The organism is Marinagarivorans cellulosilyticus (assembly GCF_021655555.1).
Classification (GTDB): domain Bacteria; phylum Pseudomonadota; class Gammaproteobacteria; order Pseudomonadales; family Cellvibrionaceae; genus Marinagarivorans; species Marinagarivorans cellulosilyticus.
Genome location: NZ_AP023086.1, coordinates 4,646,386 through 4,660,624, shown reverse-complemented (window position 1 = coordinate 4,660,624; position 14,239 = coordinate 4,646,386). Strand labels below are relative to the sequence as shown.

At 47.6% G+C, this 14,239-nt stretch carries 13 protein-coding genes; 12 read left to right on the top strand and 1 reads right to left on the bottom strand.

All coding sequences use genetic code 11. From position 1 onward, the window contains the following. The first annotated feature begins 143 nt into the window (after positions 1 to 143). From MARGE09_RS19050 to MARGE09_RS19040, 3 genes are all read left to right on the top strand, one after another. Positions 144 to 1,073, top strand: coding sequence for a DegV family protein (locus MARGE09_RS19050; RefSeq protein WP_236984727.1), 930 nt, complete (start codon positions 144 to 146; stop codon positions 1,071 to 1,073). Positions 1,074 to 1,323: 250 nt separating this feature from the next. Continuing rightward, the gene (locus MARGE09_RS19045) at positions 1,324 to 2,445 is read left to right on the top strand and encodes a GNAT family N-acetyltransferase/peptidase C39 family protein (protein WP_236984726.1); all 1,122 of its coding nucleotides are present in this window, start codon (positions 1,324 to 1,326) and stop codon (positions 2,443 to 2,445) included. A 73-nt stretch (positions 2,446 to 2,518) separates the two neighbouring features. Then, positions 2,519 to 3,310, top strand: coding sequence for an RMD1 family protein (locus tag MARGE09_RS19040; protein ID WP_236984725.1), 792 nt, complete (start codon positions 2,519 to 2,521; stop codon positions 3,308 to 3,310). A gap of 44 nt (positions 3,311 to 3,354) precedes the next feature. Here the strand turns inward: MARGE09_RS19040 and MARGE09_RS19035 are convergent, their stop codons facing one another. Further along, positions 3,355 to 4,818: a RimK family protein gene (locus tag MARGE09_RS19035; protein WP_236984724.1), complete on the bottom strand. Its 1,464-nt coding sequence runs from the start codon at positions 4,816 to 4,818 to the stop codon at positions 3,355 to 3,357. A 379-nt stretch (positions 4,819 to 5,197) separates the two neighbouring features. Here MARGE09_RS19035 and rhlB point away from each other — a divergent pair, with 379 nt between their 5' ends. The 9 genes from rhlB to pheS all read left to right on the top strand — a co-directional run bounded on the left by rhlB (position 5,198) and on the right by pheS (position 14,237). Further along, entirely contained in the window at positions 5,198 to 6,556 is a 1,359-nt protein-coding gene (gene rhlB / locus MARGE09_RS19030) for an ATP-dependent RNA helicase RhlB (RefSeq protein WP_420828106.1), read from the top strand. An 82-nt stretch (positions 6,557 to 6,638) separates the two neighbouring features. Then, positions 6,639 to 7,916 (top strand): response regulator, encoded by a 1,278-nt coding sequence (locus MARGE09_RS19025; protein WP_236984722.1) that lies wholly within the window; start codon positions 6,639 to 6,641, stop codon positions 7,914 to 7,916. A gap of 78 nt (positions 7,917 to 7,994) precedes the next feature. After that, the gene (locus MARGE09_RS19020; protein WP_236984721.1) at positions 7,995 to 8,783 is read left to right on the top strand and encodes an S-methyl-5'-thioinosine phosphorylase; all 789 of its coding nucleotides are present in this window, start codon (positions 7,995 to 7,997) and stop codon (positions 8,781 to 8,783) included. 80 nt (positions 8,784 to 8,863) lie between these two features. Further along, a complete protein-coding gene (locus MARGE09_RS19015) occupies positions 8,864 to 9,388 on the top strand; it encodes a hypothetical protein (protein ID WP_236984720.1) in 525 nt (174 codons plus the stop codon). Positions 9,389 to 9,828: 440 nt separating this feature from the next. After that, positions 9,829 to 11,763, top strand: a complete 1,935-nt coding sequence (thrS, locus tag MARGE09_RS19010; protein WP_236984719.1) for a threonine--tRNA ligase — start codon at positions 9,829 to 9,831, stop codon at positions 11,761 to 11,763. A gap of 39 nt (positions 11,764 to 11,802) precedes the next feature. Continuing rightward, positions 11,803 to 12,363: a translation initiation factor IF-3 gene (gene infC / locus MARGE09_RS19005; protein ID WP_255711738.1), complete on the top strand. Its 561-nt coding sequence runs from the start codon at positions 11,803 to 11,805 to the stop codon at positions 12,361 to 12,363. A 73-nt stretch (positions 12,364 to 12,436) separates the two neighbouring features. Then, complete coding sequence (gene rpmI, locus MARGE09_RS19000; RefSeq protein ID WP_236984718.1) at positions 12,437 to 12,631, top strand: 50S ribosomal protein L35; 195 nt, start codon at positions 12,437 to 12,439, stop codon at positions 12,629 to 12,631. Between the two features lie 40 nt (positions 12,632 to 12,671). After that, the gene (rplT, locus tag MARGE09_RS18995; RefSeq protein WP_236984717.1) at positions 12,672 to 13,031 is read left to right on the top strand and encodes a 50S ribosomal protein L20; all 360 of its coding nucleotides are present in this window, start codon (positions 12,672 to 12,674) and stop codon (positions 13,029 to 13,031) included. Between the two features lie 192 nt (positions 13,032 to 13,223). Continuing rightward, on the top strand, positions 13,224 to 14,237 hold the full coding sequence (gene pheS / locus MARGE09_RS18990) for a phenylalanine--tRNA ligase subunit alpha (protein ID WP_236984716.1): 1,014 nt from the start codon (positions 13,224 to 13,226) through the stop codon (positions 14,235 to 14,237). Positions 14,238 to 14,239 lie beyond the last annotated feature (2 nt).

Sequence of the window (14,239 nt, the reverse complement as noted above, 5' to 3'; positions counted from 1 at the left end):
AATGAAGGCAGTTTACGACTAATTAGCGTGTTGCTCAAAACATTGGATGCTTAGGTTGCGCTGCTTAGTTGGCGGCACAATAAACATATTGGTGTATAATTGGTCGCTTTTACACATATTGTGAGTTTTTAGGGCTAATGGAAATGAATAAAACAGCCATCGTGGTTGATTCGGCGTGTACTTTACCGCCACGGTTACTTGAAAAATACAATATTAAGCGCGTTCCCATTTCCGTCGCTATAAATGGTGATGAGTTTCCAGACCCTTGCGATCAGGCGTTATCGCTGGAGTTTTTTCGCTCGGGGCAGCTCAAACGCAAAAATACCGTAACGACGGAGCCGCCCAGCGCAGAGACCTTTGCTGCAGTCATTAATGAGGCCATTGCTGAGGGTGCAGAGCAAGTGTTTGTGCAAACGGTCAACCGCATGCAAGGCGAGACATACAACAAGGCCAACGAGGCTGTTTCTAAGGTGCGCGCGCAATTGCCTGAAGGTAGCAAGGTTACGGTTAGGGTAATGGATAGCCGAACGATTTTTTCGGGCCAAGCCTTAATGGTGGCAGAAACGCTACGGCGTTTATTGAAGTCGCAAGAGGCTAATATAGTGCGCCGCCAAATGGATACCTTATCCAGCAAAATACACACCTATATGCTGCCTAAATCGCCATTAACAGCCTTGGAACGTGCGCAAAAGCGTGGCGAAAAAGCCGTTGGTTGGACGCAAGCCGCAATAGCGAATGTTATTGGTGTGCATCCAATATTATGTATTGTGAATGACAGCAGTTACCGAGCAGCAACGGTAAAAGGTTTTGATAAATCTGCCGCGCAATTGTTTGCGCATGCGCGCTCTCAGTTGGTACGTGGCTTGTTGTCGCCCATTATTGTTATTAATTATGCTGGCCCGCTTGAGGCGCTAAAAGCCATGAATGGCTTTGCCGAATTAGAAGCTTCTGCACGCGACTGCAAGGTGCAGTTAGTGGTAAGCGTAATGAGTTTAGCGGGTGGTATTTATGCCAGCCCAGGCTCTTTAAGTTTGGCGTTAATGGCCGAGCCGCACGAATGGCAGGGCGCCTAATTTACGGCTCGCCGGGTTATTGTTGCAACTAGCACCTGCTGCGCCTTGCCTAATAAAAAATAATATTCGTTTTACTCAAAAAACCATTGCTAAATTCATGGGAAGGGCGTAAATAGCAAGTTGCAAAACGCCCTTAACAGTTGGGCATTCTCAGCACTGTGTTGCTGTTATTGAGTAGACCTTAGTTGAACAAAAAGAACGCTGTACCTGCAAGCATTCCCCCTCTAAAAGCATTGAACCTCCTCCTGCAGTGGTGATTATTTGCCTTGCGGAACCCGCTGATTTAGATGCCTTAATCGCCATCGAAAATACTTGCTTCAAACACGACCGTTTAAGCCGTCGCCGAATTAAACATTGGCTGGGTGCAAGTAATGGCATTTTTTGTGTTGCCAAGTTAAATGGTGAGGTTGCCGGTTACGGCTTGGTATTACTGCATAAAGGCACGCGCCATGCACGGTTATATTCCTTGGCGTTATTGCCCGCATGCCGTGGCAAAGGCGTTGCCAAACGGTTAGTAATGGCGCTGGAAGTGGGCGCCGCCGATAAAGGGCGGTTATTTATGCGCCTTGAAGTAGCCAAGCATAATGATGCCGCTATTGGTTTGTATCAGCAGTTGGGTTACCGCACGTTTGGTGAATACAGCGAATATTACGAAGATGCCGAAGATGCGCTGCGAATGCAAAAGCGCATTCGCCACCCGCGCGAATCTCACCAAGTATTGCCTGCCCCTTGGTATCGCCAAACGACAGAGTTCACTTGTGGGCCAGCATCTTTAATGATGGCAATGGCAGGTCTTGATGTCGCCATATTACCTAGCCGCAGCACCGAGCTTGATATTTGGCGCGAGGCGACCACTATTTTTATGACGTCCGGTCACGGGGGTTGCCACCCTATAGGCCTTGCTTTGGCAGCACATAAACGCGGTTTTGCTACAGCGTGCTACATCAGTACTGACGAACCCTTATTTGTTGGTGGTGTTCGGGTAGAGCATAAAAAAGCGTTAATTGCCGATGTGGATGCAGACTTTAAAAGCAAAGCACTTAAGGCGGGTTTAAATATTCATTACTCGGCGTTGGATGCTTGCGCGCTTAAAAAATTTGTAGCGCAAGGGTATGCGGTATTAGTACTTATTAGTACTTATCGTTTGGATAATAAAAAAACACCGCACTGGGTTTTAATTACGGCTGTTGATGAACGTTGTTTATATGTTCACGACCCGGATTTAGACGAAGAAGAACAATCCGCCCTAGACTGCCAACACGTGCCTATTGCCTTGGATGATTTTGAAAAAATGTCGAGCTACGGCCGCGATAAATTGCGCGCAGCTGTAGTGGTGCATAGGCCTGTAAAACATAAATCTACAGAGCGATAACTGTAAACCATCAGACGTTGGCCATTATGGCAATGTTACCCATTGTTTTTATATTTTAAGAGGATAGCCCCGCGTGGCCGAGATCGAATTTCAGCATGACCGTATTGAGTTGTGGGTATTAGGGCGTGAGTTTAAGCAGCCAGAAACCCAGCAGCAGCTTTTAGAACAATACAAAAGTTGCCGTTATAAAGACGCTATGCAAATCAGTTTACCCTTAGGTGAGGTCTGGCTGTTTGATTATGGCGTCGCGGTTTTTTGGGGTGTACCCGAACATGATGGTTTGCAGCTACGCATGCAATTAAACCAAATGGTTGACGAGCCGGTTAATGATGTTAAGCCAGAGCAATACCAATTTACGCTCGACAGTGAAGCAACTTTTCGCATTCATGCCGATCGCTTAGCGTTAAATACACACGAAGTATTGGCGCGCTTAGCGGTAAGCCATGCGTTTGCGCAATCGGTAAAATTAAACGGTTTAGAGGAAGAGGCACAGCGCGTTATTTTAGAAAACCGAGCACTTTCACGTACCTTGGCTGCATCGGGTCGAATTCCGTTGTCTCGCCAACAGCTGGCCCGCCGGCGCGGTCTATTATTTGAAACCCGCAGTGATATTTTATTGCATTTTGGTTTGCTAGATACGCCAGAGTTTTTTTGGGATTACCCCGAGCTAGAAGCTAACTATTTGCAGGTGGCAAAGTATTTAGAACTTGTGCCTAGAACAGAGCTATTAAATCGAAAGCTAGAAGCCATTCACGAATTGCTCGAAATATTAGCGAGCGAGCAAAACCATAAGCACTCGTCATTTTTAGAATGGATTATTATTATCTTGATTGCGGTTGAGATTGTCTTGTTTTTTATGCACTAACATTCAGGCTACTGCCGCAGTAGCCGTTGTTACATAGCTGTTACTTATCGGCCGCGTTGTTCTAACCGGCGGCTAAATTCTGCCATTACCTGCATGTAAAGCTCGTTGCCTAAAAAGGCATCTTCAACTTTATGGTCAATGCTGGGGTTATCGTTCACCTCAATAACATAGACGTGTCTGCCTTGTTGTTTAATATCTACACCGTATAAGCCATTGCCAATCATATTGGCCGCTTTTAGCGCGGCGCTTAATACGGCTTTTGGGACTTCAAATGTAGGCAGTGTTTCAAACCCGCCAGAGATATTACGCTGGCCTGCACCGTGGTTGTATATTTGCCAGTGCCCGCGCGCCATTAAATATTTGCAGGCGTAAATTGCGCGGCCATTTAGCACACCAATGCGCCAGTCGTATTCGGTATATAAATATTCCTGTACCAAGACTAGGGCGCTTTCTTTAAGTAGCGATTCGACTTGGCGTTTTAATTCGCTGCGATCTTTTACTTTGTAAACGCCAATCGAAAACGACCCTTCAGGCATTTTTAATACCATCGGGTAGCCGTAAAGTGCTTCAATTTCGTCTAGCTGCGCATCATTAGCCGAGGCAATAATACGGGTGCGCGGCGCCGGTATGTTGTTATAGCTAAAAGCATCGTGCAGATACACTTTATTGCAGCAGCGCAGGATGGATGTTGGGTCGTCGATAACAACAACGCCTTCGCGCTCGGCACGCGTTGCAATGCGGTAGGTATGGTGGTCAATGGCTGTTGTTTCACGAATAAATAAAGCATCAAATTGGCCTACTTGCTCTGCCTGTGCTGCGGTAATGGTTTGCGCGTGAATCCCTTGTTTGGCTGCAGCTTTAATAAAGCGTTTTATGGCCTCTTTATCGCTTGGTGGGTGGGCTTCGTCTGGGTTAACTAATATGCCCATTTCCCAGCGCAAGGTGCGCGTAGCTGGCGAGCGTAACCAAGAGCCTTCCATATAGCGAATGAGTTCCTCGCGAAAGCGTGTTTTTTCTTGATCGTTAAGCTGGTTAATGGCAAGCCGTTCTACCGATGCAGTAATACCGTCGGCTTCTTGGCTAAGGCTTAAGCGCAAAATGGGGGTTGGGTATTGTTGGAATAAGCGCTTGCTAACAGCGCTTAATTGCGGGTGTGCACTGCGGCCAAAAAAAACTAATTGCGGCTGCGAAAACAAAGCCGCATCGGTATTATGCAGGCCATACTTTTTAAGTGGAGCAAAGGTGGCGCGTGCGCCATTACCAAATTCGCGCAATTCGTTAATTGTTTTAACGCTGGGCAGCACCGCGTGTTGGCGCGCTTCTGCCAGCAAAGAGCAATAATAGCCCTGGCTTAAATACAAGCCTGTATCGCAAAGGTTAATAACGCGGGTTTTGCGCTCGTTAACTTTAGGGTAGTCGGCAAGGTATTGCTCGAAGCTAATAGCGCATACTTCAGGGACATTGGTGAGTAGGTCCCATTCGTCGGTAACAATTAAAGTTTTGTTCATTGGTAGACAAGCCGTGATGAATAGCTAAAAGAAACTGAGAGCGTAAGTCGTTGTGCTTGCGACACTCGCGGGGCAATTGCTGCTGAGATGGCTTGGGCACCCAGTGCTTAGTGGCTGAAGGCTCAGTCGTGCTGGGGTTTTCACGCTTTTTATCATTCAATCCACGCGCGTGCAATACATTATTTAAGCTTTATTGCATGCTGGGTTGGAGGGGGTTTACGCTTACATTTTTGACCCGTTTTTGGGGCATGGCTTGCCGAGTTTAATACCTTAGAGTGACGGCCTTTTAAGCAATCGTGATACACTCGGCAGCTTTATCACGTTATCAGTAGGTTTTTCTTTGAGCACAGATTCAACCCCCTCTCAACAAGATACGCAAATGGCTGCCCAAGATGCCGCCACTGCAAACACTGCATCCGTTGAAACCGCAGCAGTTGAGCCAGCTGTAGCGGCCGAGCCTGCCCCAGCGGTAAAAAGGCGTTTTGCCGAATTTGGCCTTGAGCCGCAATTGTTGCGCGCTATTGATGATTTAGGGTTTGAGCACTGCTCGCCAATTCAAGCGCAATCGCTACCGCTAAGCCTAGCCGGTTACGATGTACTGGGCAAAGCCCAAACAGGGACGGGGAAAACAGCCGCTTTTTTGATTCGCGTTATTGATGATCTGCTCAAAACACCGCCGCCAGAAGAGCGTTATGCTGGTGAGGCTAGGGCTTTAATTGTGGCCCCTACCCGTGAGTTGGTGATTCAAATTGCCGAAGACGCCAAGCTACTTAGCAAATACACAGACTTAAAAATTCACACGCTTGTTGGTGGTATGGATTACCAAAAGCAGCGCGATCATTTGCATAACGAATTTGTCGATATCCTCGTAGCGACACCCGGGCGCATGCTGGATTTTCGTGAGCGTCAGGATGTCCATCTCGATACTGTCGAATTGTTGGTGATAGACGAAGCCGATCGCATGCTCGACATGGGCTTTATTCCACAAATGCGCCAAATCGTGCGTTACACACCGCGCAAAACCCACCGCCAAACGCTGATGTTTTCGGCCACATTTACCGATGAGGTTGTACGCCTGTCGGAGCAATGGATGCACGAGGCCAAAAATGTAGAGATTGCGCCAGAATCTGTCGCGACCGATAACGTCGAGCAGCACGTGTATATGGTCGCAGGGGACGAGAAGTTCACGCTGCTATACAACTTGCTGAATTCAACGGGGTTTGATTCGACCATGGTGTTTGCAAATCGCCGTGACGAGTGCCGTAAACTTTACGATTACCTGAATGCGTACGGTGTGAAGGTTGGCTTGCTCAGTGGTGAAATCGACCAAAACAAGCGTGTCAAAACCTTAGATGCCTTTAAAAATGGCAAGCTAAATGTAATGGTTGCCACCGATGTAGCCGGCCGTGGGATTCATATTAATGATGTAACCCACGTTGTTAACTATACCCTGCCAGAAGAACCCGAAGATTACGTGCACCGTATTGGCCGCACCGGGCGCGCTGGCAGCAGTGGTAGCTCGGTGAGCTTTGCTTGCGAAGACGACTCTTTTCGTTTGCCGGCTATCGAGGAGTTACTGGGCAAAAAGATTACCAGCGAAGTCCCCCCGGAGGCTTTATTAGCTACACTGCCCGAGCCGCAGAGCCCCTTGCCGGTGCAGCAAAAGCGCCGCCCACAAGGAGGCGGTGGGCGCGGTGGCAATGGTCGTGGTCGCAGTCAGTCTCGCGGCCGCCGTTAAGCTTTATGATTACGTGCACTAATGCGGTACTCTGATTAGTGCTGGTCTACACTCAAAAGATGAATGTTTTTGGGTGTAGATCATGAAGAAAGTATTGATCGTAGAAGATAGCAGCATGGTTATGCGCGTTATCAAACATGTGGTCAAACAAACATCGCTATTCCAGCCGTTGTATGCCGAAACCTTAGCAGAGGCTAAAGCGGTGATAGCTGAGCATGGCAGCGACATTTTCGCCGCCATGGTGGACTTATCCCTTCCTGACGCTCCTAACGGCGAAATTGTCGATTACACACTCTCCCTTAAAATTCCTACCATCGTACTGACCGGCTCCTTCGATTCCGCCCGCCGAGAATCCCTGTTAGCGAAAGGCATTGTGGATTACGTGACCAAAGAGGGGCGCTTTTCTTATTTATACGCTTGCAACCTTGTACACCGCTTAATTAAAAACGAGAGCGTTCAGGTTCTGGTGGTAGACGATTCGCTGACTAGTCGCAAAATTATTGTGGGCATGATGAAGCTGCATCGCTATCAAGTACTAGAGGCAAAAGATGGAGTCGAGGCTATTAAAGTATTGCTCGACAACCCAAGCATTAAAATGCTGATAACCGATTACAATATGCCGCGTATGGATGGCTTTGAATTAGTGCAAAATTTGCGTGTTAAGTATGTAAAATCGGAATTGGTGATCGTGGGTATATCTTCGGAAGGTGACGGCCATTTAACCGCGCGCTTCATTAAAGCGGGCGCTAACGATTTTATTAAAAAGCCCTTTAATCACGAAGAATTCTTCTGCCGTATTACGCACAATGTTGAGCAGGTAGAAATGATCGAGCAAATTCGCGATGCCGCGCGGCGCGATTATTATACCGGTGTATACAACCGCTACTACTTTTTCGAAAAGGGTCTGCAAGACTGGTTGGCCGCACAAGAGAAAAATACCCCTGCTGCATTGGCCGTTATCGATTTGGATAATTTCAAATATGTTAATGAAACCTTCGGCAACGAGGCGGGCGATGCTGTAATGCAGCAAGTAGCCCAGCGGTTAGATCACACGCTAGACCGCTTTTTGGTGGCGCGGGCCGACGGCCAAGAGTTTTATGTTTTGCTCGTAGGCTTGAGTAACGAAAAAGCCTGCGCGTTAATTGAGCGCATGGGGCAGCTGATCTCTAGCGAGCCCGCAGTGTGGGATGGCCATAAAATAGCGGTACGCTTTAGTGCTGGGGTGGCGAGCCGCGTAGAAAAAACAGGCGAAGACGGCTTTGATGAGTTGGTTAATAACGCCTACCAATGCCTGCACCGCGCTAAAGATGCCGGTGGCGACATGATTATTGGCGACGAAGACCCAGCAGATGAAGAGTAAGTCGCAGCGTTAGGGCTGCATCGCATTTGTGTTAGTGCTTGTTATAATGGCCGCCTAATTTTCTAGCGGTAAAAGCCTGTGACTGACGCAAACTCCCCCAGCTCTCTAAGTCCCTCAGCCCCATACTCTAACTCTGAAGGCATTACCGCCGTTATTGGCGGCTCTGGCTTTTATCATCTGAATAATTTAGCAGATGTGGAAATGCTTACCCTTAACACGCCCTACGGCAATGTAGCCGGCTTACAAAAAGGACAGGTTGCTGGCAAGCCCGTTATTTTTATGATGCGCCACGGCGATGGGCATAAAGTGCCGCCACATAAAATTAATTACCGTGCGAATATTTGGGCGCTTAAATCATTAGGTGTTGACCGTATTATTGCCGTTAACGCTGTTGGTGGTATTGGCGATGATTGTGGCCCCGGTGCGATTGTTATTCCCAATCAAATTATCGATTACAGCTATGGTCGCGAACACACATTTGCCGATGTGCTCACCGACGAGATTAACCATGTCGAATTTGCCGAGCCTTACAGCCCTGATCTTATTCAACTATTACTACAGGCCGCCAAGTCCATTGCTTTACCCGTACTTGGTGAGGGTTGTTATGCCTGTACGCAAGGCCCAAGGCTAGAAACAGCAGCTGAAATTGCCCGATTAAAACGCGATGGCAATACCCTTGTGGGAATGACAGCCATGCCCGAGGCCGCATTAGCCCGCGAGTTAGGTATTGCTTACGGCTCTGTATGTATTGTGGCCAACTGGGGGGCAGGGTTGAGCGAGCAAGCCATTACGCTTGCGGATATTCACGCGATATTGGCCCAGGCGGCGGATAAAGTGCAGGGGTTGGTGGGGGAGGCTTTGGGGTAGGGGGTGTGAGAACGCACATGTAAGCTTCGACTTTACTGTCAAATCACTAGACTCTTGCAATTATTGTTAAGGAATGCATTTTGAAAACACCCTTATTTCTTTTGTTGTTATTTATGTTACCTGTCGGTGCTCTTGCTGAAGGAATACAAATTTTTATTGATGATAGCCGTGTGACTCAAGATACATATTATCCGGGATGTTTTTGGAAGCACTGCAAAGAGAAAGGGAAGAGATTAAAGAAGCACTATCTTAAGCAAGAAATATATTCAAATTTTGTTGAGGAGGGTTTAACTTTTTCAAGGGCTACTGGTCGCCAAATTAAAGATGGGGTAAATGTCATAATACGGATGGGGCTGTCAGGTTCTGGTCGAGGGTATGCTGAGTTTGCCGTGGAGACGCTAACTCTTGGTACAGCCCCTATGAAAATGCAGGCTTCGTTTTTTGTTAATTATGAGATTTATGCTGATGGGAAGTTGGTTGTGAGTGAGAAGGTTGAGTTTAACGAAAAAAGAAATATCTCAATACTGTCGGATACTCAAAAATATAAGAGAAAGGCGGCTCGTAAGATTTCGACTTATGTGATTAATGCTTTGGGCGGTAGCTGAATCGTTAGCTTGTCAAGGAATGGCCTTGTAAGTTTCCAAAAGAAATCTGGTTAGTTGAACGTTGAATAGCTCAAAAAATTGAATCGCGAGAAAGGTTGGGGCGGTGTTCAACCGCATTTTTCTACAGTCTCGTTAGTATCCGGAGTGGTTGTGTAGAGATTGTCAGGCCATCCTTCTCTAATATATACCTACAGGATGATTTAACCCCCTGTTTTGAGATTACCCAGTTTATAGCGGACAGCGCCTTCGGTGCTCATAGAGTCTGAGGCTGCAATGGTGAAGACTAAGGGGCGTGCCCGCTCGTGGGGGTGTGCTTTATCTCTGTTTAATACCTGCGTATACTGCGCACCTCTAAAATTCTGTACGCCTCGTATTTTGCGGGGCGTTTTTACTTTCACGTGGCCTTTAGTAGGGGCCACCACTGAACTAGGATACTGTACATGCCTGCGATTACGCTTCCAGACGGCTCCGTTCGTCAATTTGATCACCCTGTTTCTACGCTTGATGTTGCTGCCGATATTGGCCCTGGTTTGGCGAAAGCTACCATTGCTGGCAATGTAAATGGTCAGCGTGTTGATGCCTGCGATTTGATCACCGAAGATGCTGAATTAACCATTTATACGGCGCGCGATGCCGATGGCTTGGAAATTATTCGCCACTCGTGCGCGCACTTGTTAGGCCATGCTATTAAGCAGTTGTGGCCTGATGTGAAAATGGCTATTGGGCCAACCATCGAAAACGGCTTTTATTACGACATCGATTTGGAGCACATGCTGACCGATGAGGATGTTCTTAAGTTAGAAGCGCGCATGCTCGAGTTAGCTAAAACCGGTTATGCCGTTGAGAAGAAAGTTGTTAGCTGGCAAAAGGCTCGTGATACCTTTGAGGATCGTGGTGAGCCATACAAACTGGAAATTCTGGACCGCGATATTCCGCAGGATGCCCAGCCAGGCCTATACCACCACGAAGAATATGTGGATATGTGTCGTGGCCCACATGTGCCGCACATGGGCTTTTGTCATCACTTTAAGTTAACGCGCGTATCGGGCGCCTATTGGCGTGGCGACTCAGATAACAAAATGTTACAGCGTGTATATGGCACGGCGTTTGGTGATAAAAAAGCGCTAAAAGCCCATATGAAGCTGATGGAAGAGGCCGCCAAGCGTGACCACCGAAAAATCGGGAAAAAAATGGACTTGTTCCATTTGCAAGAAGAAGCGCCGGGCATGGTTTTTTGGCACCCGCGCGGCTGGGCTATTTATAGCGAGCTAGAAAAGTACATGCGCGAAGTACAGCGCTTGAATGGCTATCAAGAAATCAAAACCCCGCAAATTGTCGATCGCACCTTGTGGGAAAAGTCTGGCCATTGGGATAAATTCCGCGATGGCATGTTCACCGTTGAGTCGGAAGGTCGTGATTTGGCGGTTAAGCCGATGAACTGCCCATGCCACGTGCAGGTGTTTAACCAGGGCTTAAAAAGCTACCGCGACCTGCCCTTGCGTTTGGCTGAGTTTGGCTCTTGTCACCGCAACGAAGCCTCGGGCTCTTTGCAGGGGATTATGCGGGTACGTGGCTTTGTTCAGGATGATGCCCATATCTTCTGCGCTGAAGAGGCTATCCAGGACGAAGTGGCAACATTTACCGACTTGCTCTATAAAGTGTATGCCGACTTTGGTTTCACTGACGTTATCATTCGTTTGTCTACGCGCCCAGAGCAGCGTGTAGGTAGTGATGAGGTATGGGATAAAGCCGAAAAGGCATTGGCTGATGCTTTGGATGCCAAAGGCTTAGCTTTTGAGTACTTGCCGGGTGAAGGCGCATTTTATGGCCCTAAAATTGAGTTTTCTTTGAAAGATTGCATTGGCCGAGTATGGCAGTGCGGTACGATTCAGGTGGATTTCTCGATGCCGGGGCGCTTGAGTGCGCAGTATGTGGCGGAGGATGGTTCTCGCCAAGTACCTGTCATGTTACACCGTGCAATACTGGGTTCGTTTGAGCGTTTTATCGGTATTTTGATCGAAAACTACGAGGGTGCTTTCCCTCCGTGGTTGGCGCCAGAGCAGGTCGTAATCATGAATATTACTGATCGACAGGCCGAATATGCGACAAATATTGAAAAAACGTTGCAAAACAAGGGTTATCGTGCGATTGCTGACTTGAGAAATGAAAAGATCGGCTTTAAAATCCGCGAGCACACAATTTCGCGCATTCCTTATCTTTTGGTCGTTGGTGATCAAGAGGTAACCGACGGTACCGTCGCAGTGCGATCATGGCAAGGTGAAGATCTTGGTACGCTGTCTTTAGCTGCGTTTGAACAAACTCTCGCAGCAGCAGTGGCCCGAAGAGGGCGTATTGAAGAAGTATCAGATTCTTAATACGCGCTTTGGCTGAAAACACCTTTATTTTTTAATTATTTGGAGAGAACTACTATTAACAATCGCGCAGGCAACGGAAAAAGTCGTCAAAAGAAAGCTGCTATCAACGATCAGATTGAAGCATCAGAAGTAAGATTGGTTGGGGCGGACGGCGAACAGGTAGGTGTCGTTTCTCTAGAAGAAGCACTTGAAGCCGCAAAAGCCGCCACACTTGACCTTGTGGCAATTGCTCCAGACGCAGAGCCCGTTGTGTGCAAGATCATGGATTATGGTAAGCACCTCTTCGAATTGAAGAAACAAAAAGCGGCTGCGAAGAAAAAGCAGAAGCAGCAACAGATTAAAGAAATGAAGTTCCGTCCAGGAACAGAGGATGGCGACTACCAAGTGAAGTTGCGCAACCTTACTCGTTTCTTAGAGCAGGGGGATAAAGCCAAGGTATCTTTACGTTACCGTGGCCGAGAGCTCGCCCACCAAGAATTAGGTATGGAAATGATGCATCGCATCGCCAAAGACTTGGATGAAATAGGCACCGTAGAGCAGCACGCTAAAATGGAAGGGCGTCAGTTGATTATGGTTATTGCCCCCAAAAAGAAAAAGTAATAGGGCTTTTTAGCTGCCTTATTTCTTTAAAAAGAGAACCGTAAAATCGGCACAAGCCGACCGGAGATTTATTATGTCAAAAGCTAAAGTACACAGTGGCGCTGCCAAGCGCTTCAAAAAGACGGCTGCTGGTTACAAACACAAGCACGCTAACAAAAGCCACATCCTTACAAAAATGACTACAAAGCGTAAGCGTCAGTTGCGCGGTACTAGCGTACTGAATGCTGCAGATGCTCCATTAGTAGATCGTATGTTTAGGTCTTGCTAAGCCCTAGCGCTTCCACAATCATTTTTTAGAGGAATTATTTATGGCGCGTGTAAAACGTGGTGTTCAGGCCAATCGTCGACACAAAAAAGTATTAAAAGCAGCTAAAGGTTATTATGGTGCGCGTTCACGCGTATTCCGCGTTGCTAAGCAAGCTGTTATCAAAGCAGGCCAATATGCCTATCGTGACCGTCGTGTAAACAAGCGTAACTTCCGTGCGCTTTGGATTACACGTATCAATGCCCAGTCTCGTGCTGAAGGCTTGAGCTACAGTCGTTTAATCGCAGGCTTGAAAAAGGCTGAGATTGCACTGGATCGTCGCGTATTAGCAGACCTTGCTGTTCACGACAAATCTGCTTTTGCTGCAATTGTTGCAAAAGCCAAGGAAGCATTAACGGCTTAAGGCCATTTTGCTGACTTGATTGTTGTAAAAAAGGGGAACCGCTTCGGCTGTTCCCCTTTTTTTATGCCAACAAACCGCTAACTCCCCATCAAATGCAGAGTTGATCCTTATATAGCCCCCACAGCCGGGTTATTTACGGGTAAAATCTCGCTCTCGTTTATCTTTCATTTCCTACGATTTTTGGAAAACTATATGGAAAACCTCGCTGAGCTGACGGTAGCAGCTCTCAAATTGGTCGCTGATGCGAATGACTTAGCTGCGCTGGATGAAATCCGCGTTGATTACTTAGGTAAAAAAGGGCAAATCACAGCGCAGTTAAAATCTTTGGGCAAGTTATCGGCTGAGGAACGCCCAGCAGCAGGTGCACAAATTAACGAAGCCAAAGTGCAAGTGCAAAACGCTATTAACGAGCGCAAAGCCGACCTCGAAAAGGCGGCTATTAATGCCAAACTTGCAGCTGAAACACTCGATGTTACTTTGCCTGGCCGCCATGCCGAGCGCGGCAGCTTGCATCCAGTTACCCATACGTTAAATCGCATCGAAGATATTTTTGTATGCGCCGGTTATAGCGTAGAGCAGGGGCCAGAGGTCGAAGACGACTTCCATAATTTCGAAGCGTTGAATATTCCCTCGCACCATCCTGCGCGCGCAATGCACGATACGTTTTATGTTGATGAGCGCCACGTACTGCGTACGCATACGTCACCGGTGCAAATTCGCACCATGCTAAACCGCAGTGGGCCACTTAAAGTGATTTGTCCTGGCCGTGTGTATCGCTGCGATTCCGACCTTACCCATACGCCGATGTTTCATCAGGTAGAAGGTTTAGTTGTTGATGAAAATGTCAGCTTTGCTGACCTAAAAGGCGTGGTTGCTCAATTCTTGCGCACGTTCTTCGAGGCTGATGTTCCTGTACGTTTTCGGCCATCTTATTTTCCTTTTACAGAGCCATCTGCCGAAATGGATATTCAGTGTACGCACTGCAGTGGCGAAGGTTGCCGCGTGTGTAAACAAACGGGCTGGCTCGAAGTGGGCGGTTGCGGCATGGTCCATCCTAACGTTTTTAGGGCCTGTGATTTAGACCCTGAAAAAGTGTCCGGCTTTGCTTTTGGTATGGGAGTAGAGCGCTTGGCGATGCTGCGTTACGGCATAAAAGATTTACGCATGTTCTTTGAAAATGACTTGGATTTTCTCCAGCAGTTTTAATT

Bases quoted from the DNA above. Each gene is read 5' to 3' on its own strand.
- MARGE09_RS19050 (WP_236984727.1), top strand. From the start codon at position 144: ATGAATAAAACAGCCATCGTGGTTGATTCGGCGTGTACTTTACCGCCA.
- MARGE09_RS19035 (WP_236984724.1), bottom strand. From the start codon at position 4,818: ATGAACAAAACTTTAATTGTTACCGACGAATGGGACCTACTCACCAAT.
- rhlB (WP_420828106.1), top strand. From the start codon at position 5,198: ATGGCTGCCCAAGATGCCGCCACTGCAAACACTGCATCCGTTGAAACC.
- MARGE09_RS19025 (WP_236984722.1), top strand. From the start codon at position 6,639: ATGAAGAAAGTATTGATCGTAGAAGATAGCAGCATGGTTATGCGCGTT.
- thrS (WP_236984719.1), top strand. From the start codon at position 9,829: ATGCCTGCGATTACGCTTCCAGACGGCTCCGTTCGTCAATTTGATCAC.
- rpmI (WP_236984718.1), top strand. From the start codon at position 12,437: ATGTCAAAAGCTAAAGTACACAGTGGCGCTGCCAAGCGCTTCAAAAAG.
- rplT (WP_236984717.1), top strand. From the start codon at position 12,672: ATGGCGCGTGTAAAACGTGGTGTTCAGGCCAATCGTCGACACAAAAAA.
- pheS (WP_236984716.1), top strand. From the start codon at position 13,224: ATGGAAAACCTCGCTGAGCTGACGGTAGCAGCTCTCAAATTGGTCGCT.